Origin of the sequence: Micromonospora parathelypteridis, from assembly GCF_014201145.1 — a bacterium.
In the GTDB taxonomy this organism is placed as follows: Bacteria; Actinomycetota; Actinomycetes; order Mycobacteriales; family Micromonosporaceae; genus Micromonospora; species Micromonospora parathelypteridis.
On record NZ_JACHDP010000001.1, the window covers coordinates 584694 to 605433 of the forward strand.

Below are 20740 nucleotides of genomic sequence, written 5' to 3' on the forward strand. Positions count from 1 at the left end.
GGGCCAGCCTGTTCAGGCTGGTCCCTCCGGTCAAGCGGCGTGTCGGAGCAGCTCGTGGATGAGCGTGACGACCTCGTCCGGGGCGAGCTCCATGGCGTTCTCACCGACGCTGACCTCGAACGAGCACCGGTCCGGCGCCGGCGCCGACCGTACGCGGCCGAACAGTTCCACCCCGTCGGCGGCGAGCAGGGCATCGGCGGCCCGCATCGCGGCGTCCGGACCGACGGGAAGGTGGACGTGGAACAGAGGCGTCTGCGGTGGATCCGGGAACGCGCGGGCCACGCCGTCGGCGTTGATGGCCGCCGCGATCGCCACCGCATGGTCCCGGTGCGCCGGCAGCCGAGGCAGCAGGGTGTCCAGGCCGTGCAGTGCGGTGAGCGCCAACGGCCAGGCGTCGTAGACGTCGCCGCCGAGCCGGCGACGCCACACCCGGGCCTCGGCCACGAGGCTGGCGTCCCCGGCGAGCGCGGCACCGCCGACGCCCTGCAAACCCTTGTAGAACGAGACGTACACGGTGTCGAACAGCGCGGCGATCTCGGCGAACGGCCGCCGGTAGTACGTCTGCGCCTCCCACAGGCGCGCGCCGTCGAGGTGCCGCCCCGCACCGCGCTCACGCGCCGCCACGGTCTGCGGCACAAGGTCGTCCCACTCCGGCAACTGACCACCAATGTCACGTTGCGGCAGCTCCCAGACCACCGCCGCGAGCGGTTCGGCGACGGCGGCGAGGTCGGCCAGGGTCATCAACCGGTGGCGGTCGCCGACGGCCTGGAAGCGCAGCCCGTGCACGACGGCGTACCCCTGCTGCTCCCAGACCTCCAGGTGACACTGCGGATGCGCGGCGAAGGCCCGCCTGCCGCGCCGGTCGGCGTGGATGCGCAGTGCCACCTGCTGCGCCATCGTCCCGGACGGAAAGAACAGGGCTTCGTCCTTGCCGAGCAGGGAGGCCACGCGCCGTTCCAGGACAGCCACCGGCCCGTCCGGCCCGTGCGGTGGCGTTTCGGGATCGACCTGCGCCAGCATCGACCGCAGTATGTCGTACGGCCGACGGCGCAGATCCGAGTGCAGGAACAGGGAACGCTGCACGGTCATTGCGGCAGTATTCACCCTCAGCCGGTTCGTCGCCCATGGCTCGGGCCGGTGTCGGCCTGCCAGGCCGCGACGAGATCCTCGCGAGCCCGGGCGACACGGGAGCGGATCGTGCCGACGGGGCACTGGCAGAGGTCCGCGGCCTCGGCGTAGGACAGGCCGAGCACCTGGGTGGCGACGAACGCCTCGCGCCGCTCCCTGGTGAGGCCGGCGATCAACTGCTGCAGGGTCACTCCCTCGTCGGCGCCAGCCGTGATCGCGCCGGCAGCCTCGGCCGCCGCCTGCCAGTCCGGCACCGTTGCCGGCCTGGGTCGGGCAACCGCCGTCCGGACGTGATCCACGGCGACGCGCCGGGCGATCGTGAACACCCACGTCCGGGCCGACGAGCGACCGGCGAATCCGGGCAGGTTGCGAAATGCCCGCAGGAACGTCTCCTGGGTCAGGTCGTCGGCCTCACCCGGACCAACCAGGTGCGACAGGAACCGCCAGACCTGAGCCTGCAGGGCCCCGACGAACGCCGTGGCGGCCTGCCGGTCACCCTGGCCTGCCTCCTGCGCCCACCGGGTCACCTGGTCGTCGTCAACGACGGCGTTTCGCACATACCACCGTCCTGGGTGCCACGGGCGTTCCCCCATGCCGAGATGCCCGTCGTCGGAACGCCGCCGGTCGGCCGCGCACTCTGGTTGTCGGCGGCCGGCGACGAAAAGTTCCCGGGACTCCCCCGTTCGGCTGATCAGCCTGGGACGGTCTGGTCCTGGACCTGCTCGGCGCTGTCGCGTCCCTGCGGCACGACGGTGCCGGGCATGCTCCAGGAACGCCACAGCTGGCTGTACCCGCCCCCGGCCCTGAGCAACTCGGCGTGTGTGCCGTGCTCGGCGACGCGCCCCTGGTCCAGGACGACGATGCGGTCCGCGGTGGCCGCCTGGCTGAGTCGGTGGGCGACGATCAGCGTGGTACGCCCCTCGGTGGCGGCCACGGCGGCGCGGTCGAGGTCGCGCGCGCCCGCGCTGCCCGCCTCCGCGGTGGCCTCGTCGAGGACCGCGACGGCGGGATCGGCGAGGACGAGGCGGGCCAGCGCGAGCTGCTGGGCCTGGGCCGAGGTGAGCTGCCGCCCGCCCTCGCCCACCTCGGTGGCGAGACCGTCCGGCAGGGTACGCAGCCACTCGGTGGCGCCGACGAGGTCGAGGGCGGCTGCCAGCTCGGCGTCGGTGGCGTCCGGGTTGGCGAGGCGCAGGTCGTCGGCGAGTGGCCCGGCGAAGACGTGCACCTCCTGGCTGATCAGGGCGATCTCGCGACGGAGGCGGTGCTCGCCGAGCTGGGCCAGCGGCACCCCGCGCAGTGTCACCGCGCCGTCGGTGGGCGCGATGATGCCGGCGATGATGCCGGCGAGCGTGCTCTTGCCCGCGCCGCTCGCGCCGACGAGGGCGACGCGCTCCCCGGGTGCGAGACGGAGGGCGATGTCGCGCAGCACGACGGGGCCGTCGTCGTAGCGGTGCTGCGCGACGGTCACCTCCAGCGCCGCGGGATCGGCCCGATCGTGGCGGGCGGGCTCGGGGTCGGCCGGGGTTGCGGTGTCCGGCAGCGTGGTGACCCCGACGAGTCGGGCGAGGCTGGCCCCGGCCTGCAACACGGAGTCCGACTCGAACAGCAGCAGGCCGATGGGGTTGAAGAGGCGGTGGAAGTAGAGCGCGGCAGTGGTGGCGGCTCCGACGGTGGCCAGGTCGCCACGGACCAGCAGGAAGCCGGCGAGCAGCACGGCGGCGAGCCCCACGAACTCCGAGCGGTTGATGCGCAGCCCGAACCGCGTGAAGAGACCGAAGATCTCCAGCGACAGGTCGCGGGCGACGCCGGAGCGATCCGCGATCCGCGCGACGTGGGCGTCCTCCATCCGGAAGGCGCGCACGGTCGCCGCGCCGCGCAGCGCCTCGGCCGTCGCCTGCGCGCGCTCACCGGTCGCCACCCGCTCGCGGGCGTAGTACGGCACCGACCGCTTGAGGTACCAGCGCAGCGCCACCGCGTACGCCGGGGCCGCGGCCAACCCGGCGATGCCGAGCCGCCAGTCGAGGGCGAAGAGCCCCGCCGCGGTCAGCACGACGGACAGCAGCGCGCCGAGGAAGGCCGGGCCGCTGGTGGCGATCACATTCGTCACCACGGCAACGTCGTCACCGGCGCGTGCCACCAGGTCCCCGGTCCCGGCGCGTTCCAGGGTGGCCGACGGCAGGTGCAGAGCACGGTCGAGGACCCGCTCCCGGAGTCGGGCCAGCACGGTCTCGCCGAGGCGTGCGGCGACCGCGGCTCCGACCGCGGTGAGGAGTCCCGCGAGCACCGCGGCGCCCGCGATCACGCCCGCCCAGGCCACGATCCGCGGCGTGTCGGTCCCGGCGATGACGTCGTCGACGAGGCGACCGAGCACCCACGGGGCGACGAGCCCGGTCGCGGCCGCGGCGACCAGCAACGTGCCGGCGACGACGCTGAGCCCCGGCAGCTGTGCCAGTTCGGTACGGAGGGCGGCCCAGGTCTGCCGGCCGCTGGCCGTCGGCAGCAGGTGCCGAGTGATCGACTCGTCGGTCATCGCAGGGTCTCCTCGCGGTAGCGGGCGTCGCTGGCGAGCAACCGCTCGTGCGGACCCTCGGCGACCACCCGTCCCCGGTCGATCACCGCGACCCGGTGCGTGACCCGCAGCAACGCCGGGCTGGTGGTGATCAGCACCGTGCCGCGGGTCGCCGCCCCGCGAGCCGTGGCCAGCCCGTCGGCGAGCAGGCCCTCGGTCACCGCGTCGACCGCCGTGGTGGGGTTGTGCAGCACCAGCACCGGCGGGTCGGCGACGAGCGCCCTCGCCAGCCCGATCCGCTGCCGCTGCCCACCGGACAGGTTGGACCCGCGTTCGGTGAGCAGGCGGTCGAATCCGTGCGGGTGCGCGGCGAGCACGTCCTCGGCTGCGGCAGCCCGCACGGCGGCACGCAGGACCGTGTCGTCGACGGACGTGCCGGCGCTGAGATTGGCGCGCAGCGTCCCCTCGAAGAGCGCCACGTCATGCTGCTCGACCAGGACCACGGAACGTACGGCGTCGATGTGCAGCTCGTCGGCGGGCACACCGTCGACGGACAGCGTCCCCCGGTAGTCCGCCCGGGGCACCCGACCTCCCAGCAGCGCGACCAGCGCCTCCGCCTCGGCCGGGTCGTAGGCGAGCACGCCCAGGATCTCACCGGCATGGACGCGCAGGTTGACGTCGTCGAGGCCCGCGTACGAGACCCCGTCGAGGGCGATCCGGCACGGGCTCGGGGCGGGCGGCCCGGCGGCACCCGGCTCGATGACCGGCGCGGCGCCGAGGACCCGGGCGACCCGCGCCGAGGAGGCTCGGGCCATGGCGAACAGTTGGACGCAGTAGCCGAGCGTCTGCACCGGCTCGGCGATGAACTGGGCCAGCCCGACCACGGCGACGAGTTCGCCGATGCTGAGCCGCCCCTGGAGCGCGAGCCAGCCCGCGACGCCGGAGACCGTCGCGAGGAAGAGGCCGTTGACCATGGTGGTGAGCCCGAGGTGCAAACCCTTGGTGGTGGCGGCGCGCAGGGTGACGTCGAGCGCGTGCCGACTGGCGCCCGCGTACCGGCGGGCGGCGTGGTCCTGCGCGCCGATGCCGCGCAGCACACGCAGGCCGGTGACGAGGTCGACGGCGAGGGCGGTCGTGCTCGCGAGGGCCTCCTGCTGTGACGTGCTGCGCCGGGTGAGCAGCGGCGCCATCCGCTGAAGGGCGACGACCAGCAGAGGTACGCCGATAAGCACTCCGAGGCCGAGGGGGATGTCGACGACGAGCAACGCGACGGCCGCGACCACGATGGCGGTGAGCGCTGCGGCGGAGAGTCCCACGACCCGTACGACGAGCGCGGACAGCTCGGCGTCGGAGGCCGTCACGGACAGCAGTTCCCCGTCGCGCATGCCGGAGCGGTGTCCGCGCGGGTCGAGGGCGCTGCGGACGATCTCGACCCGCGTGGCGTGCGCCTCGTGTTCGACCGCGGCGAACGCCAGCCGGGCACCGGCCCGGTAGGCGAAGGCGAGCACGGTGAACAGGGCGGCCAGGCCGGCCAGCGAGAGCAGCAGGGCACGGACGTCCCCGGTGGCCACCGCGCGGTCGATGACCACGCCGATGGCGACCGGGACGAGGGCTTCGGTGGCCTGGTGTGTGCAGAGCAGCGCGATACCTGCCGCCACCCGAGCGCGTTGTCGACGCAGCGCGCGACGGAGCACCACGCCACCGGTGATCTCGGCGACTGTCATGCTCGTCCGGACCTCGCTCGCTGGACGAGCCGCCGTGGGGTCGGTGAGGGCATGGCGGCAGGTTTCCTTACTGATTAGGGCAGGCTAACCTAACATGTCCTCGAAGCGGGCCTCCATCGGAGGTGCTACCGCTCCCCCACCGGCACCGAGGCGGGTAGGCCGAGACCCGTGACGGCCGCCGCGACCAGGACCTCCGGGGCGAGCGTGACATCGAGTACGAGCACCGACTCGTCCGGCTCGGCGGGCTCCAGTGTGGCGAGCTGTGATTCGAGCAGGCTCGCCGGCATGTAGTGCCCCTGCCGCCGGGCCATCCGGGCCCGGATCACCTCGGCCGGCCCATCCAGGTGCACGAAGTCCACCCGGAGCGGACCCTGACGAAGCACGTCCCGATACGACCGCTTCAACGCCGAGCACGCCAGCACCGTCGACCGGCCCTCCGCGCCGCGATCCGCCACCCAGGTGGCGATGTCCCGCAGCCAGGGCCAGCGGGTGGCGTCGTCGAGGGGCACGCCGGAGCGCATCCGCGCCACGTTCTCCGGGGAGTGGAACTCGTCGGCCTCGGCGAACGCCAGCCCGGTCGCCGCACTGATCCCGCGCGCCACGGTGGTCTTGCCGGACCCGGAGACGCCCATCACCACGACGTGCCGGGTGGGCTGGGCGCCGCCGCGCCGCTCACCAGTCATGAACCGTGCCGTCCTTGAGCCGGTTGAACGGCAGGTACGCCGGCTCGTACGGGAACCGGGCCGCCGCCTCCTCGTCGAGCTCCACCCCGAGTCCCGGCTGGTCGCCCGGGTGCAGGTAGCCGTCGGTGAAGGTGAACGACTGCCGGAACACCTCGTTGGCCAGCGGGGTGTGCTTCATGTACTCCTGGATCCCGAAGTTGTGGATGGCCAGGTCCAGGTGGAGCGCCGCGGCCATACCCACCGGCGAGATGTCGGTGGGGCCGTGGATACCGGACTTGATCTGGTACTGGGCGGCGAAGTCGAGCAGCTTACGCATGGCGGTGATGCCGCCGGTGTGGGTGACCGCGGACCGGACGTAGTCGATCAGCTGCTCACGGATCAGGGTCTGGTAGTCCCAGACCGTGTTGAAGACCTCGCCGATGGCCAGCGGGGTGGTGGTGTGCTGGCGGACCAGCCGCAGTGCCTCCTGGTTCTCGGCCGGGGTGCAGTCCTCAAGCCAGAACAGGTCGTACGGTTCGAGGGCCTTGCCGAGCTTGGCGGCCTGGATCGGGGTCATCCGGTGGTGGCCGTCGTGCAGCAGCGGCAGCTCCGGGCCGAACTCACTGCGGACCGCCTCGAAGACCTGGGGCAGGTGGCGGAGGTACGCGCGGGTGTCCCAGTCCTCCTCGACCGGCAGCGGGGTGCGCTGTGCGGGTTCGTAGTCGTAGCGCTGACCGGTGGAGCTGGGCTGCGCGGCCACGCCGTAGACCGCGTTGATTCCCGGCACCGAGGTCTGCACCCGGATCGACCGGAAGCCCTCGTCGAGGTGGCGGCGGATGGAGTCGAACAGCTCGGGGATGTCCCGCCCCGACGCGTGCCCGTACGCCATGATGCCGGTGCGTGACGCGCCGCCCAGCAGTTGGTACAGCGGCATGCCGGCCGCCTTGGCCTTGATGTCCCAGAGCGCGACGTCCACCGCGGCGATGGCCGCCATGGTGACCGGGCCACGCCGCCAGTACGCCGAGCGGTACAGGAACTGCCAGGTGTCCTCGATCCGGTGCGCGTCCCGCCCCATCAGCAGCGGGGCGACGTGGTCTCGCAGGTACGAGGCGACGGACAGTTCCCGGCCGTTGAGCGTGGCGTCGCCCAGACCGGTGATGCCCTCATCGGTGGTGATCTTCAGGGTGACGAAGTTCCGGTCGGGGCTGGACACGATGATGTCTGCTGCGACGATCTTCACGGGGTGCCTTTCGTTCTTACCGGTCGGGTGGTCTCACCACTCCGCGTAGGAGCCGTCGGGGTGCCGCCAGGTCGGGCTGCGCCAGGCGTGCCCGCGCTTGTCCGCGGTCCGCACCGCGTGTTCGTCGATCTCGATGCCGAGACCGGGTGCGGTCAGCCGCTGCACGTACCCGTCGACGAAGGTCAGTGGGGTCTTGTCGAGGCAGTAGTCGAGCACCTCGGCGTCCAGGTTGTAGTGGATGCCGATGCTCTGTTCCTGGATCAGGAAGTTGGTCGTGGCGAAGCCGACCTGGAGGCAGGCGGCGAGGGCGATCGGCCCGAGCGGGCAGTGTGGGGCGAGCTGCACGTCGTACACCTCGGCCAACGTGGCGATCTTGCGGACCTCGGTGATGCCGCCGGCGTGCGCGAGATCCGGCTGGGCCACGGCGATGCCGGCCTGCAGGACGGGCAGGAACTCCTGCCGGTTGTAGAGCCGCTCTCCGGTCGAGACCGGCGTGGTCGTGCAGCGGACGACCTCCCCGATCAGGTGGGAGTTCTCCGGCACGACCGGCTCCTCCAGGAAGAACGGCCGGTACGGCTCCAGCAGTGGGGCGACCCGCCGGGCGTTGGCGAGGGTGAATCGCCCGTGGAAGTCGACCGCGACGTCCCGGTCGTCGCCGAGGACCTCGCGGGCGGCGGCCACCCGCTGCACCACCCCGTCGAGTTCGGCAACCGAGGCGAGTGAGCTCATCGGCCCGGAGGCGTTCATCTTCACCGCGGTCAGGCCCGCCTCGATCCGGGCGCTGATCTGGTCGCGGATCTCGGCGGGCTCGTCGCCACCGACCCAGCCGTAGACGCGAATCCGGTCCCGGACCGGCCCGCCGAGCAGTTGGTGCACGGGGGCGCCGTAGTGCTTGCCGGCGATGTCCCAGAGCGCCTGGTCCAGACCCGACACCGCGCTGGCCAGGATCGGGCCGCCCCGGTAGAAGGAGCCCTTGGTCATCACCTGCCAGTGGTCCTCGATGCGCAGCGCGTCCTGACCCGTCAACACCTCGCTGAGCTGCTGGACGGCCGTGCGTACGGTCTCGGACCGGCCCTCGCAGGTCGCCTCGCCCCAGCCGACGATGCCGGACTCCGTCTCGATGCGGACGAACAGCCAGCGCGGTGCGACCAGGAAGGTCTCCACCTTTGCGATCTTCGTCATGGAGCTGTCAGCCCTTCGTGGCACCGGCGGTGAGGCCGGAGACGACGTATTTCTGCACGAACAGGGCGATCAGCATGATCGGCAGGGTGACCACCGTCGCCGCGGCCATCAGGCCTCCCCAGTCGATGCTGGCGTAGCCGACGAAGTCGAAGATCGCGACGGGAAGCGTCTTCGTGTCGGATCCGGAGAGCACCAGGGCGAACATGAAGTTGTTCCAGGAGAAGATGAAGGAGAGGATGCCGGCGGTCGCGACGCCGGGCACCGACAGTGGGAGGGTGATCCGCCGGAACGCGCCGATGTGGGTCAGCCCGTCGACCAGCGCGGCCTCTTCCAGTTCGATCGGTAGACCGTCGAAGTAGCCCATCATGATGTAGACGATCAGCGGCAGCGACACGAACATGTGGCTCAGGATCAGCACGGTGAACCCGCCGACCAGCTTCAGGTTCGAGAAGACGTAGTACCAGGGCACCAGGAGCGAGACGCCGGGGATCACCCGGGCCATGAGCACGACGAGCGCGGACTTCTTCATGTTGAAGCGGCTCATCGAGTAGGCGGCGGGGACTCCAAGGAGGAGCGAGAGCGCGGTGGCCGCGAACGCCACCCAGAGGCTGTTGCCGATGAACTGGAGATAGTTCGCCTGCTGGAGAACGGTCTCGTAGTTCTTCAGGCTGGGTGAGAAGACGAACGCCTTGGCCGTGTCGTAGATGTCCACGTTGGTCTTGAACGACGCGGCGATCATCCAGAGCAGCGGCGCCATCAACGCGAACACCACAACGACGAGGGCCGACGTGCGGAACACCCGATACGGCTTGCTCGGCTTCATCGGCCCAGCCCCTTCTTGCGATAGGTGAGGGCCCACATCACCCCGATGATGATCAGGAAGAAGATGATGAGAACCGTCGACGAGACGCCGTAGTCGTTGTAGTCGAAGCTAAGGCCGTAGGCGTACACGTTGAGGGTCTCGACCTCGTGGAAGGACCCACCGCCGCGCCCCTTGGTGGCGTAGAGGATGTCGAACGTCTTGAGCGCGTCGATGCCGCGCAGCAGGATGGCGACGATCACCGTGGGCATCAACAGCGGCAGGGTGACGTGCCGAAACCGCTGCCAACTGCTGGCGCCGTCGATGCGGGCCGCCTCCTGGGGCTCGTCGGAGAGCGCGGTGAGCCCGGCGAGCAGGATCAGGACGACCATCGGGGTCCACTGCCAGATGTCGATGAACATCGTCGTCGGCAGGGCCGAGTGCTGGCCAGCCAGCCACGGCTGGGGGCCGATCCCGATCCAGCCGAGCAGTTGGTTCGCCATCCCGATGTTCGGGTCGAAGATCAGGCGCCACATCATGCCGACCGCGACCGGGGTGGCCACCAGCGGCAGGAGGATCGCGACGCGGACCCACTTCTCACCGCGGAAGGGCCGCCACAGCAGCAGGGCTATCGCCATGCCCAGGACGACCTCGAAGAACAGCACGACGCTGGTGAAGAGGACCGTACGCCAGACCGCCGGCCAGAACCGGTCGGTGTCGGTGAGCACATCGAGGTAGTTCTGAAATCCGATGAACTCGGACTCGGCGCGCACCGAACCCTCGGCGTCAGTCAGGCTCAGATACCCGGTCCACGCCACCGGGAAGATGATCAGCACGGCGACGAACGCCATGGCGGGTGCCGCGAAGAGCCACTTGCGGTGCTCGTTGGCCCAACGCGACCAGGCCGACGTCTCCGGGGACGCCGCAGGGGCCTCGGGCGAATCGGTGCGGGGTGTGATGACGGCTGACATTGAGATCTCCGGGGTCCGGGGGCCAGGTCCCGGCGAGGCGGCGGAGCCCGTCGGCTCCGCCGCCTCGCGCTCGGGTTACTTCGCCTCGTCGTCGAGGAACTTCTGGAACGCCGTGTTTGCCGCGTCCGCGGAGCTGGCGGCATCCTTGCCGGTGATCGCGTCGACGATCGGCTGGCCGACGATCTCCCGCGCCTCAGCCACCTTGACCACCAGCGGGCGGTCGTGCCCGACACCGTTGGCGGTGCTGACCGTGTTGGCCTCGGCGAGGTCCTTCGGGTAGGAGGCGGTGCCCGCCGGGTTCGCCCAGACCGAGGCACGAGCGCCCGGGACACCGGCCACCTGCTGCGCCAGCGCCTGCTCCTTGCCGGCCGCCCACTGGATGAACTTCCAGGCGTTGTCCTTGTTCTCCGAGTTGTCGTTCACGCCGAGTGCCCAGGAGGGGATGTTGTAGGGCTTCGATCCGGCCGGGCCGGCGGGGAAGGCGGCGAAGCCGACGGTGTCGACGACCTTGGACTTGGTCGGGTCGGTGGCGTTCTTGTAGAGCGAGTTGGCCTCGGTGTAGAAGGCGGCCTTGCCCTGCGTGAAGATCGCCATCGCCTCCGACCAGCTCATGTCGGTGCTGATGTTCTCCGGGCCGTGGTCCCTGAGCAGGCCGCCGTAGTAGGCGTACGCCTGCTTGGCCTGCTCGGTGTTTACCGTGGCCTTTCCGCTGGCGTCCACGAAGTCGCCGCCGAAGCTGAAGAGGAAGCTGGAGAACTGCGTGACGGCGGCGGCCTTGCCGGTCCGAGCGACGAAGCCGGCGACGCCAGGGTTGTCGGCCTCCACCTTCGCCGCCTGCGCCTTGAGCTCGTCGAGGGTCTTGGGCGGCGCGGTGAAGCCGGACTTCGCCAGCAGGTCCTTGCGGTAGTAGAGGACCTCCTGCTCCGTGATGATCGGCAGCCCGACGATCTTGTTGTCATAGGTCGTCGCCTGCACCGGCCCGGCCTGGAAGTCACCGAACTCGAAGGCGCTGTCCGACTTGGCCTTCTCGCTCAGGTCGGCGAGGTACTTGTTCTTGCCGAACTGCTTCCCCTCCTGCAGGGGCCGGTACATCATCACGTCGAGGTCGCTGGACCCGGCGTTCAGCTTGACGTTGTACTGGTCGGAGAGCTGGTCCTCGCCGAGCTGGGTGACTTCGACCTTGAGGCCGGACTGCTTCTCGAACTCCGGCAGGGCCTTCTTGATGTTCTCCGTCCAGACGTGGTTCACCAGCGTCACGCGAAGGGTCTTCGAGCCTTCGCCGCCATCGCCGCCACCACAGGCGGCCAGGCTCATGGCGGTGACCACGGCCAGAGAAGTGCCGATTATCGATCGACGTCGCACGCTTGTCTCACCTTCTGTCGTGGCCGCTGCCCCCAGGGAGCCGCTACCTCGGTGTTACATCCGCTTAACATCGGGATGCTAGGCCGAAAAAGCTGATTATTTCAATAGGTTGATCCAACTGATATGATCTTTGAGTGGAACCGTCCTCATCAGAGGCTGCAGCCGCTCAGACCGTCCCGGCCGAGGCCGGGCTGCACGCCCGCGTCCTCGAACACCTCGGCACCGCCATCTGCGGGGGTGAGTTGGCACCCGGATCGGTCCTCAACATCGACGAACTGGTCGACCGGTACGCCGTCTCCCGCTCGGTCGTCCGCGAGGTGCTGCGGGTCCTGGCTTCGATCGGATTCATCGAGGCACGCCGCCGCGTGGGGGTGATGATCCTGCCGGCAAGCGCGTGGAACGTCTTCGACCCGCAGGTGATCCGCTGGCGTCTCGCTTCGGCCGGCCGGATGGCCCAGCTCCGGTCGATCACCGAACTACGCACCGCCGTCGAGCCGCACGCGGCCCTACTGGCCGCCAACCGGATCAGCCATGACGAAGCGAGCGATCTCGTCGGACTGGCGGCGAAGATGTGGGCGGCCGGCAAGGCCGGTGACGAGGAGCGCTTCCTGCATCTCGACATCGAGTTTCATCGGCGCATCCTGCTCGCCTCCGGCAACGAGATGTTCCTCCGGCTCCAGGAGTTGGTCGCGGAGGTGCTCACCGGCCGGCACAAGCACCACCTCATGCCGCACCACCCACATCAGCAGGCCCTCCAGATGCACGCGGACATCGCTCAGGCGATCCAGCGGCGCGACGGCGAACGCGCCCGGCAGGCGATGGTGCAGCTGATGGAGCAGGCGTTCGACGAGATGAAGTCGCTGTGGGAGCAGACCGGCATGCCCGACCGGAGCGCAGATGGCGGTCCGACGACCACCCGGTGACCAGAGCAAGATCATTCGGATCTAGGGTCCCAGGTGTTGCGGTCGGATCACGGCCTCGGGCAAGGATGGGACAGACGAATGCGCAATGCTGGTCGAGGGTTGACACGGAGATTGGGCCTGCTGGTGACAGCGGCCCTCGCGGTCTCATCCGGGCTTCTCATGGCACCTGCGCGAGCCGCCGAGCCGGCGTCCGCTGTGGTGAGCGGCGCGCTGACCGGCAACGACGGCCAGACCGTGCGGTCCCCCGACGGGACGTTGGGCGTCACCGTCAGCGACGACGGTGGGCGGCTCGCGTACAGCGTGACCAACCGCGGGAAGGTGGTCGTCGGCACCTCCGGCCTCGGCCTCGACCTCGCCGGACGTCCCAGCCTGACCGAGGCGATGAGCGTCGTCTCCGTGCAACGTCGCACCATCGACGACACGTGGAAGCCGCTCTGGGGCACGGACAGCACCGTCCGCAACCACGCTCGTGAGCTCACGGTCCACGCCGTCCAGGCGGGCACGGGCTTCCGTCTGGACGTCGTCGTTCGCGTCTTCGACGACGGCGTCGGGATCCGCTACCACGTCCCGGCCCAGCCGGGGCTGGACGACTACACGGTGACCGCCGAGCGCACCGAGTTCACCCTGGACCCGGCCGCGCGGAGCTGGTCCATCGCCGCCGGCAAGGACTGGAACGCCGACGAACAGCACTACCGCGACCAGCCTCTGTCGGCGGTGCCGACGGCGCAGACCCCCATCACGGTGGCGTCCGGAAAGACGTACCTGGTGGTGCACGAGGCCGACCTCACCGACTACCCGAGCATGACGCTGAAGGCGGTGCCGGGTCAGCCGGGACGGTTCTCCAGCGACCTGATCAGCCTGCCGGACGGCACTAAGGCGAAGCTGCGCGGCGACTTCTCCACCCCGTGGCGCACCCTGACCATCGGGGAACGACCCGGTGACCTGGCCGAGTCCCACCTGATCGAGAACCTCAACGACCCGTGTGCGGTCTGCGCCGGGGACACGTCGTGGATCAAACCCGCCACCTACGTCGGCGTGTGGTGGGAGCTACAGCGCCGTCAGACCACCTGGACGTACGGCCCGACCCACGGCGCCACCACCGCTCGCCTCAAGCAGTACATCGACCTGGCGAAGCAGGCCGGCTCCAAGTTCGTGCTGGCCGAGGGGTGGAACACCAACGCCGGTGGCAACTGGACGAACCAGGACTTCCTCACCCCGCAGCCCGACTTCGACCTGCCCGCGGTGCTCGACTACGCCAAGCAGAACGGCGTCGAGTACATCGCGCACAACGAGACCCGGGGCGATGTCGACTACTACGACCAGCACATGGAGGAGATCTTCTCCCGGTACGAGGCACTCGGCATCCACGCCATCAAGACCGGATACGCCACCAAGTTCCTGCTGGGCGGGGTGAACCGCAGCCACTTCGACCAGGAGGCGGTCCGCCACTACCAGCGGGTGATCGACGCCGCAGCCCGGCACCACATCACGATCGACGCCCACGAGGCGATCAAGCCGACCGGGCTGGCGCGTACCTACCCCAACATGATGAGCGGCGAGGGCGTCGCCGGCATGGAGCAGCAGAACTACAAGGGCGCGAACGGCAACCCGCCGGCGCAGGCCACCATCCTGCCGTTCACCCGGTTCATGGGCGGCCCGGCCGACTACACCCCCGGCGTGCTGAACGTGACCTGGGATCCGGCCAAGCTCGGCACCCGCGTCCAGACCACCTCGACCGCCCAGCTGGCGCTGTCCACGATCTTCTACAGCCCGCTGCAGATGCTCGCGGACACTCCGGAAAACTACGCCGCGCACCCCGGCTTCGCGTACCTGAAGGACCTGCCCACCACCTGGGACGAGAGCCGGGTGCTCGACAGCGCCATCGGCGACTACACCACGACGGCCCGCCGACACGGCGACACCTGGTACGTCGGCGCGATCACCGACGAGAACGACCGGACCCTGACGATGCCGCTGTCGTTCCTGTCCCACGGCTCGTACGTGGCGGAGATCTACGCCGACGCCGCCGAGACGACCTGGCGCGGCAACCCGCTGCCCGTCGAGATCCGCAAGGTTCTCGTTCGATCGTCGACGGACCTCAGCATGTCCCTGGTCGCCGGCGGCGGCCAGGCGGTCCGGATCCGGCCCGCCTCGCGGGATGATCTGCGTGAGCTCGACTGGTACGCCGCGCCCCGCGCGAAGTTCGGCGCAGCCCAGGCGACGTTGGACGAGACCACCCAGCGCCTGACCGTGACCGCGTCGCTCACCAACACCGGAAGCACCGTGGCGGCCCTTCCCGCCCAGTTGTTCGTCAACGGTCGCGCCGTCGGCGAGACGCGGACCGTTCGCGTCGCCGGAGCCGCGAGCACCACCGTCGAGCTGACCCTGCCGGCGACCCAGGTTTCCGACCAGGACTTCAAGGTTGCCGTCGGCGCACCGACCGGCGAGCGCGGTAAGCAGGTCCGGGTGCCGCAGACCCGCTCCATGCAGCGGCTCCTCCAACAGCTGCACAAGTCTGGCGACGTGACAAAGGCAGCGCTCAGCACGTTGCAGAAGCGGGCAACCCAGGCCGAGTCCGAGCTGAGCAGCGGCGACGTGACCGGGCGACTGACCGCTCTGCAGAACCTGCGCCTGGATCTCTACCGCCAGCCGCTGGCAGAGGTGAACCTGAAGGCGCGTACCGCGATCGACGACCTGCTCACCGTCCGACTCGGGCCTGCGCGCGGGTTGCTCTCCATCGCCAGGAACGTGCGACTGGCCGCGGACCTGCAGACCATCGACCCCGCGCTGTCCCGGCGACTCCTGGACGAGATCGCCACCGCGACCCGGTCCGCGTCGGCGAACGACACCACCGCCATGCGGGACGCTCTCGACCGGTTCGGCGCCCTCGTGACGACCGCTCCGGCCGGAAAGATCGACCCTGAGGTCGCGGCGAAGCTGCTCGCCTCCACCGCCGCGCTCACCGCCGGGCCGAGCACCCTCCAGGCGGAGGCCGCGCAACTGCTCGGTGAGGCATGCCTGCGCACCAACCACGCCGGATACACCGGCACCGGCTTCGTGGCCTGCCTCAAGACCCAGAACAGCGGTCTACGGTTCAACGCCCCGGTCTCCGGCGACGGCGACTACACGGTTCGACTGCGCTACGGCAACGCCATGGGTGCCACCCAGACGATGACCCTGCGCAGCGGAGCGGCGTCGGTCCAGGTGGCGATGCCAACCCTGCCGACCTGGCCGACCTGGTCCGAGCAGACCGTGAAGCTGCCGATTGCCCGGGGCGACGCCGTCGACCTCGTGTTCGGCCCCACCGACAACGGCAACGTCAACGTCGACGCGATCACCCTCGAACCAGACCTGGGTGTCGTCACGGGATCGTGAGCTAGCAGGCACAGCAGGGCCGGCCCGTCAGGGCCGGCCCTGCTGCATTTTGTGGCGTCAGACGATGCGCAGGACGCTCACCGGCACTCGTTGCCGTCGGGCTCGTGCGGGCTCACATCCGGGATCTCAACACGTCGAACTCGCAGCCTGGCATGGACGGGTCGAAGCCGTGCTCGACCAGCCAGCGGGCCGCCACCAGGCTTCGCCACGACCACCACCCGTGGATCACGTCGAGGTCGACGTCGGTGCCGTAGCCCGCGACGACGTCGCCAAGGTGCTCCTCGTGTCCGAGCGTCAAGACGGCGAGATCGTAGAGAGCATCGCCCTGGGCCGCCTCGGACCAGTCGAGCACGCCGGTGATCTCGTCACCGTCGACGAACACGTGGGTGATCTGCAGGTCCCCGTGCATGAACACCGGTGTCCAGGGCCGGAGCGCAGCCTCAGCAACCTGGCGGTTACGGGTGACCAGGTCTGGGGCAAGGACGCCGGTCGTGACGAGCCACTCGCATTCGCCGTCGAGGCGCGAGGCCAACTCGTCGAGGCTCCGACCGGGCCACGGCGGCAGCGGCGCTTCGTGCAGCATCCGTACGGCGGCGCCCGCCGCGACCCACGCCGCCGGCGACGCGGGCGACGGCTCGCCGAGGCGGCCGAGTGCCGTCCCGGGAAGGGCGGCAAGCGCGAGTACGGGCGGCTTCCGCCACAGGACCTCCGGGGTCGGGATCGGCGCCAGAGCCATCGCCTCGACCTCGACGTCGGTGCGCGTCTGGTCGGCGTCGACCTTCAGGAACACGTCGCCCACGCGCAGGGTCGCGCGCTCGTTGTGAGCGACGACGACCTCGACCTCGTCCACGTCGGCCATCATCGCGAGGTGACCACCGACGGGGCGGCACCTAGCTTGGCCGACGGCCGCCACTCCCGCCTGATCAGCCCGTAGACCCAAGAGTCGGAGACCTCGCCGTTCACGACGCAGTCCTCCCGCAACGTCCCCTCCCGCACGAACCCGAGCTTCTCCAGCACCCGGGCAGACGCCACGTTGCGCGTGTCGGCCTCGGCCTGGACTCGATTCAGGTCCAGCGTGTCGAATGCCCACCGCAGCAAGGCGCGCGCGGCCTCCGTCGCGTAGCCGTGGCCCCACGCCGCATCGGCGAAGCAGTAGCCCAGCGACGCGCTGCGGTAGTCGGGGTTCCACCGGCTCAGACCGCACCAGCCGATGAACGTCCCGTCGTCGACGCGATCCACGGCCAGTCGCGCCCCGGTGCCCGCCTCTGCCATCTGCCGGCAAGCCGCGATGAACCGCTCGGCGCGGACGCGATCGCTCCATGGCGGCGAGTCCCAGTAGCGCAGCACGTAGGCGCTGCTGTGCAACGCGAAGAGGTCGTTCGCATCCCCGTCGTCGAAGGGACGCAGTCGCAGGCGAACGGTGTGCAGCGTGGGGGTTGGCAGCGACGTGCCCGTCATGTTCCCTCCCGTAACTTGTGGCCGACCAACCAGACATCCGATGCCGACCACTCGCAACAGGGTTTTCCGACGGGCGGGCGGCAACTGCCCACCATCGTCCGTGGACAGTTGCCACCGCTCGTACCCGTCTTTACTGAGACAGCCACTTAGCCGTCGCCAGCACCGCTGTCGCCTGGAGTAGGCGTCAGCGGACCACGCCGATGCCGGTGAACGACCGGTCGTACTCGGTGAACGACTGGTTGTTGTACGGCCCGTAGATCCAGGTCCGCAGCGAGTTGGCAGCGGTGTCGATCTCGACCAGGCGTACCGGATTGGTGGTGTTGGAATGGAACGTCTGGAGGAACGAGTAGATCTTGTTGCCGTTGACGCCGGTGTCGACCCGGTTGGCGGCGACGCCCACGTGACCGGAGAAGACGAACCGGATGTTGGCGTACTGCTTGATCAGGTTGTCGAAGAGATACTGCGGGCTGGTCGCGCCGTAGGACGCGCTCTGCTCGATGTTGGCGTTGCCGTCGATGTAGTCGTGGGTGACGACGATGACGTTGTGCCGGGGGTTGGCGGCCACGACGTTCCTGGCCCAGTTCACGGCCTCGACCCGGGGCCACAGTTCGAGGGTCAGCACCAGCCACTGCGCGCCGCCGGCCTCGAAGGTCGAGTACGAGTTGTCGACCTTGCCGGCCTCGAACTGTCCCTTGACCGCACGGTACTGGCTGGCGGTGAAGTACTGGTTGAACACGGTGGTGTCGCGGACGAGTTCCCGGGTGTGGGCGGGGTCGCGGGCCGAGCCGCCGACGCCGGTGGCCTGGGTGTCGTGGTTGCCGAGCGCCAGCGAGTACGGGATGGCGGCGTTTTCGATCGGCCGCATCGCGTTGCGGGCGATGACGTACTGGGAGTGGTCCGGGGTGTCCCAGTTGACCACGTCACCGGAGGAGGCCACGAAGCGCAGGTCCAGCGCGGAGCGGTTCTGCACCAGCCAGTTGGTGCGGTTGAGGAACCGGGTGTCGCTGCTGTTCAGCACCTCCTGCTGGGTGTCCGGCAGGACGGCGAAGCTGAACTTCGTGTCGGTGGCGCCCGCGGTCTCCATCCGCGCGTACCCGATGTGGACGTTGCGGTCGCAGGGGTCGGCCCGGAAGTCGTTGATGAGCTGGATCTTCACGGTGTGCTGTCCGGCGCCGACCGCCGCGCCGACCGGGTAGGTGCCGTAGTTGGTCGCGCTGACGATGGTGGTCTGGCCGACGCTGACACCGTCGACCGTCACCCGGACGGTCGGCCAGCCCTGGCAGTTGTCACCGATGGCGCCGATCAACACCCGGCCGGAGCCGCTGATGCTCGTGGTGGCGTAACTGGAGTTGCCCCACAGCGAGGCGTGCGTGCCGGAGGCGGGCACGGGGGTGCCGGTCGCCGTACGGATCGCACCCTCCACGACGGTGAACTGGGACGGCTCGGCGGCGTTGGCCGTGCCGCCGACGAGTACTCCGCCGGCCGCGGCAACCACCGTCGCCGCGGCCAGAGCCACGAGCCTGGACCTGGATCTCCTGAAACGCACCGCTGATCCTCCCTTGACGACATACGCCCAAGAGCTGGGCATTCGTAGCGTAAGGACCCTCGGCATGACATATGTGAATGCTTCAAGACCATCCTGAGTACCGGAGCTGTACTCTCCGTTCCGCCCGGTAGTGCCTAGGAGGCGCGACCCGGCCGACCTGCGCCGGCGGCGGAGGGCCGGTGAGCGATGCGGGGAGCCCGGACCGCGGACGAGTTGCCGGACCCCGGGCGGAAGTCCCGTGCCGCGCTGGCCACCATCTCGTCGGAGTCGCGAGTGAGCGCCTGCCGGATGCGTGACGGAACGACCTCGGATGTCGCCATCGCCAGTCGGACCTGCACCGAACGGTCGTCGACCAGGCGCGCCAGATCCGCCTCGTCCAGCTCGACCGCACGGACCAGCGCGGCACGGACGTCGACGACCGGGTCCGCGGCGAGCGCGCTGCGCTGTTCTGCGGTGGTCCGCGGGTTGCGGGCAACCCCCTTGCGTACGCGGGCGGTGCGATCGGCCAACAGGGTGGTGATCACGTCCGGGTCGTGGGTGTGGGTGGCGAGTCGTTCCCGTACCTCGGGTGAGACGTCGTCGGTCAGCTTGGCGGCCAACTCGGGCTCCAGCTCGCGACTCTCCGCGAGGAGACCGCGCAGCTCCTTGTCCGACGCCTCGGACATCGCTCGGCGGATCGACTCGTCACAGGCCGGGTTCCCGGCGACCGCCCAGCGGACCCACCGGTCGGCGTCCTTGACGAGACGCATGAGGTTGGCGAGCGAGGTCGAGGGGTTCCTCGCCACGGCCTCCCGCACCTGACGATCATGATCCCGGGTCAGCGGTCGCAGCGCCTGGGCGGGCGCGTCGGGCCGAGCGGCGATCGCCTTGCGGACCACGGCCGACGGGTCGGAAGCCAGGTCGATAAGGGTCATCTGTGGCGTTGTGGGGTCCTGTGCGAGGGCGAGCCGTGCGTCCGCGCTGCCACCGATCGGACGGTGGGCGGTGGTGTCGGACCCGCTCTGACGGTCGGGCTCGCCGACGTCCTGCTGTTTCCCCATGGCGCAATCATGTCACGCGCCCGATCTGACGCTGGGTAGTCGCAGGCCGGACATGCCACCGTCCACCGCCAGCGACGACCCGGTCACCGAACCGGTCGTGGGCGACGCGAGGTAGACGACGGCGGCGGCCACCTCGTCGGCGGTCACCAGGCGCCCCGTCGGCTGGCGGGAGGCGAGCTGCCGCTTCTCCGCCGTCGGGTCGGCCGCGTCCGCGAGCAGGCGGGTCACCCAGGGCGTGTCCACGGTGCCGGGGGCGACACAGTTGACCCGGATCCCCTCCGCCACCAGGTCCGCGGCCATGGCGAGGGTGAGGGCGTGCACGGCGCCCTTCGACGCCGAGTACAGGGCGCGTCGGGGCAGGCCGGCGGTCGCCGCGATCGAGGAGACGTTGACGATGGCCGCAGACGACGACCGGCGCAGGTACGGCAGGGCGACGGCGCTCGTTCGGGCCACGCCGGTGACGTTGACGTCGAGCACCCTGCTCCACTGCTCGTCGTCGTCCTCCTCCACCGTGCCGACGGCGGAGATGCCGGCGTTGTTCACCAGGATGTCGATGCCACCGAATGCGTCGGCGACCGAGGCGACGGCCCTGCCGAGGGAGGGCCGGTCGGCCACGTCCGCCCGGACGCCGTGAACGCGAGGATCGTCGGGCAGGCCCGACAGATCCAGATCCAGTACGCCCACCCGGGCGCCGGCGGCCACGAACGCCCGCACGCAGGCGTGGCCGATCCCCGAGCCACCTCCGGTCACCACCGCCACGAGGCCGTCACACCGCATGCTTCTCTCCCATCCCGAGTGGTCCTGCGAGTTGACGCACCGCC

The 20740-nt window shown here is 70.0% G+C and carries 17 protein-coding genes; 2 read left to right on the forward strand and 15 right to left on the reverse strand.

Annotation, left to right across the window (positions count from 1 at the left end):
* Nucleotides 1-30: 30 nt before the first annotated feature.
* The 10 genes from HNR20_RS02465 to HNR20_RS02510 form a co-directional block, all read right to left on the reverse strand.
* Nucleotides 31-1089 carry a threonine aldolase family protein gene (locus HNR20_RS02465; protein WP_184176089.1) on the reverse strand — a complete coding sequence of 353 codons (1059 nt, stop codon included), beginning with the start codon at nucleotides 1087-1089 and terminating at the stop codon, nucleotides 31-33.
* Between the two features lie 17 nt (nucleotides 1090-1106).
* Complete coding sequence (locus HNR20_RS02470) at nucleotides 1107-1685, reverse strand: sigma-70 family RNA polymerase sigma factor (protein WP_229687493.1); 579 nt, start codon at nucleotides 1683-1685, stop codon at nucleotides 1107-1109.
* Nucleotides 1686-1819: 134 nt separating this feature from the next.
* Nucleotides 1820-3658, reverse strand: a complete 1839-nt coding sequence (locus tag HNR20_RS02475) for an ABC transporter ATP-binding protein (protein WP_184176093.1) — start codon at nucleotides 3656-3658, stop codon at nucleotides 1820-1822.
* Nucleotides 3655-5361, reverse strand: a complete 1707-nt coding sequence (locus HNR20_RS02480) for an ABC transporter transmembrane domain-containing protein (RefSeq protein WP_184176095.1) — start codon at nucleotides 5359-5361, stop codon at nucleotides 3655-3657. Before HNR20_RS02480 ends, HNR20_RS02475 begins: the two co-directional genes overlap by 4 nt.
* A 125-nt stretch (nucleotides 5362-5486) precedes the next feature.
* Nucleotides 5487-6044: a gluconokinase gene (locus tag HNR20_RS02485; protein WP_184176097.1), complete on the reverse strand. Its 558-nt coding sequence runs from the start codon at nucleotides 6042-6044 to the stop codon at nucleotides 5487-5489.
* A complete protein-coding gene (gene manD / locus HNR20_RS02490; RefSeq protein WP_184176099.1) occupies nucleotides 6034-7263 on the reverse strand; it encodes a D-mannonate dehydratase ManD in 1230 nt (409 codons plus the stop codon). The genes HNR20_RS02485 and manD overlap by 11 nt, the downstream gene beginning before the upstream one ends.
* Nucleotides 7264-7296: 33 nt before the next feature.
* Nucleotides 7297-8445 (reverse strand): galactonate dehydratase, encoded by a 1149-nt coding sequence (dgoD, locus tag HNR20_RS02495; RefSeq protein ID WP_184176101.1) that lies wholly within the window; start codon nucleotides 8443-8445, stop codon nucleotides 7297-7299.
* A gap of 7 nt (nucleotides 8446-8452) precedes the next feature.
* The gene (locus HNR20_RS02500) at nucleotides 8453-9268 is read right to left on the reverse strand and encodes a carbohydrate ABC transporter permease (protein WP_184176103.1); all 816 of its coding nucleotides are present in this window, start codon (nucleotides 9266-9268) and stop codon (nucleotides 8453-8455) included.
* Nucleotides 9265-10215: a carbohydrate ABC transporter permease gene (locus HNR20_RS02505; protein ID WP_184176105.1), complete on the reverse strand. Its 951-nt coding sequence runs from the start codon at nucleotides 10213-10215 to the stop codon at nucleotides 9265-9267. The genes HNR20_RS02500 and HNR20_RS02505 overlap by 4 nt, the downstream gene beginning before the upstream one ends.
* Nucleotides 10216-10290: 75 nt before the next feature.
* Complete coding sequence (locus tag HNR20_RS02510; RefSeq protein WP_229687494.1) at nucleotides 10291-11577, reverse strand: ABC transporter substrate-binding protein; 1287 nt, start codon at nucleotides 11575-11577, stop codon at nucleotides 10291-10293.
* Between the two features lie 134 nt (nucleotides 11578-11711).
* On the opposite strand from HNR20_RS02510, the gene HNR20_RS02515 reads away from it, so the two are divergent.
* Together HNR20_RS02515 and HNR20_RS02520 are read left to right on the forward strand one after the other, a co-directional pair.
* Complete coding sequence (locus tag HNR20_RS02515; protein ID WP_184176107.1) at nucleotides 11712-12500, forward strand: FadR/GntR family transcriptional regulator; 789 nt, start codon at nucleotides 11712-11714, stop codon at nucleotides 12498-12500.
* A 159-nt stretch (nucleotides 12501-12659) separates the two neighbouring features.
* Nucleotides 12660-15875 carry a glycoside hydrolase family 97 N-terminal domain-containing protein gene (locus tag HNR20_RS02520; RefSeq protein WP_184176109.1) on the forward strand — a complete coding sequence of 1072 codons (3216 nt, stop codon included), beginning with the start codon at nucleotides 12660-12662 and terminating at the stop codon, nucleotides 15873-15875.
* A 112-nt stretch (nucleotides 15876-15987) separates the two neighbouring features.
* On the opposite strand, the gene HNR20_RS02525 is transcribed toward HNR20_RS02520, so the two are convergent.
* The 5 genes from HNR20_RS02525 to HNR20_RS02545 form a co-directional block, all read right to left on the reverse strand.
* Nucleotides 15988-16788 (reverse strand): phosphotransferase family protein, encoded by an 801-nt coding sequence (locus HNR20_RS02525; RefSeq protein ID WP_229687495.1) that lies wholly within the window; start codon nucleotides 16786-16788, stop codon nucleotides 15988-15990.
* Nucleotides 16734-17333 (reverse strand): GNAT family N-acetyltransferase, encoded by a 600-nt coding sequence (locus tag HNR20_RS02530; protein WP_184176112.1) that lies wholly within the window; start codon nucleotides 17331-17333, stop codon nucleotides 16734-16736. Before HNR20_RS02530 ends, HNR20_RS02525 begins: the two co-directional genes overlap by 55 nt.
* 184 nt (nucleotides 17334-17517) lie before the next feature.
* Nucleotides 17518-18849 carry a carbohydrate-binding domain-containing protein gene (locus HNR20_RS02535; protein ID WP_229687496.1) on the reverse strand — a complete coding sequence of 444 codons (1332 nt, stop codon included), beginning with the start codon at nucleotides 18847-18849 and terminating at the stop codon, nucleotides 17518-17520.
* A gap of 164 nt (nucleotides 18850-19013) precedes the next feature.
* Complete coding sequence (locus HNR20_RS02540) at nucleotides 19014-19919, reverse strand: hypothetical protein (RefSeq protein ID WP_184176115.1); 906 nt, start codon at nucleotides 19917-19919, stop codon at nucleotides 19014-19016.
* A gap of 12 nt (nucleotides 19920-19931) precedes the next feature.
* Nucleotides 19932-20696: an SDR family NAD(P)-dependent oxidoreductase gene (locus HNR20_RS02545; RefSeq protein WP_184176117.1), complete on the reverse strand. Its 765-nt coding sequence runs from the start codon at nucleotides 20694-20696 to the stop codon at nucleotides 19932-19934.
* Between the last annotated feature and the right edge of the window lie 44 nt (nucleotides 20697-20740).

Excerpts from the sequence above, each read along its gene's own strand:
- HNR20_RS02530 (WP_184176112.1), bottom strand. The coding sequence starts at position 17,333 with ATGACGGGCACGTCGCTGCCAACCCCCACGCTGCACACCGTTCGCCTG.
- HNR20_RS02520 (WP_184176109.1), top strand. The coding sequence starts at position 12,660 with ATGGCACCTGCGCGAGCCGCCGAGCCGGCGTCCGCTGTGGTGAGCGGC.
- HNR20_RS02505 (WP_184176105.1), bottom strand. The coding sequence starts at position 10,215 with ATGTCAGCCGTCATCACACCCCGCACCGATTCGCCCGAGGCCCCTGCG.
- dgoD (WP_184176101.1), bottom strand. The coding sequence starts at position 8,445 with ATGACGAAGATCGCAAAGGTGGAGACCTTCCTGGTCGCACCGCGCTGG.
- HNR20_RS02500 (WP_184176103.1), bottom strand. The coding sequence starts at position 9,268 with ATGAAGCCGAGCAAGCCGTATCGGGTGTTCCGCACGTCGGCCCTCGTC.
- HNR20_RS02540 (WP_184176115.1), bottom strand. The coding sequence starts at position 19,919 with ATGGGGAAACAGCAGGACGTCGGCGAGCCCGACCGTCAGAGCGGGTCC.
- HNR20_RS02480 (WP_184176095.1), bottom strand. The coding sequence starts at position 5,361 with ATGACAGTCGCCGAGATCACCGGTGGCGTGGTGCTCCGTCGCGCGCTG.
- HNR20_RS02465 (WP_184176089.1), bottom strand. The coding sequence starts at position 1,089 with ATGACCGTGCAGCGTTCCCTGTTCCTGCACTCGGATCTGCGCCGTCGG.
- HNR20_RS02545 (WP_184176117.1), bottom strand. The coding sequence starts at position 20,696 with ATGCGGTGTGACGGCCTCGTGGCGGTGGTGACCGGAGGTGGCTCGGGG.
- HNR20_RS02485 (WP_184176097.1), bottom strand. The coding sequence starts at position 6,044 with ATGACTGGTGAGCGGCGCGGCGGCGCCCAGCCCACCCGGCACGTCGTG.
- HNR20_RS02475 (WP_184176093.1), bottom strand. The coding sequence starts at position 3,658 with ATGACCGACGAGTCGATCACTCGGCACCTGCTGCCGACGGCCAGCGGC.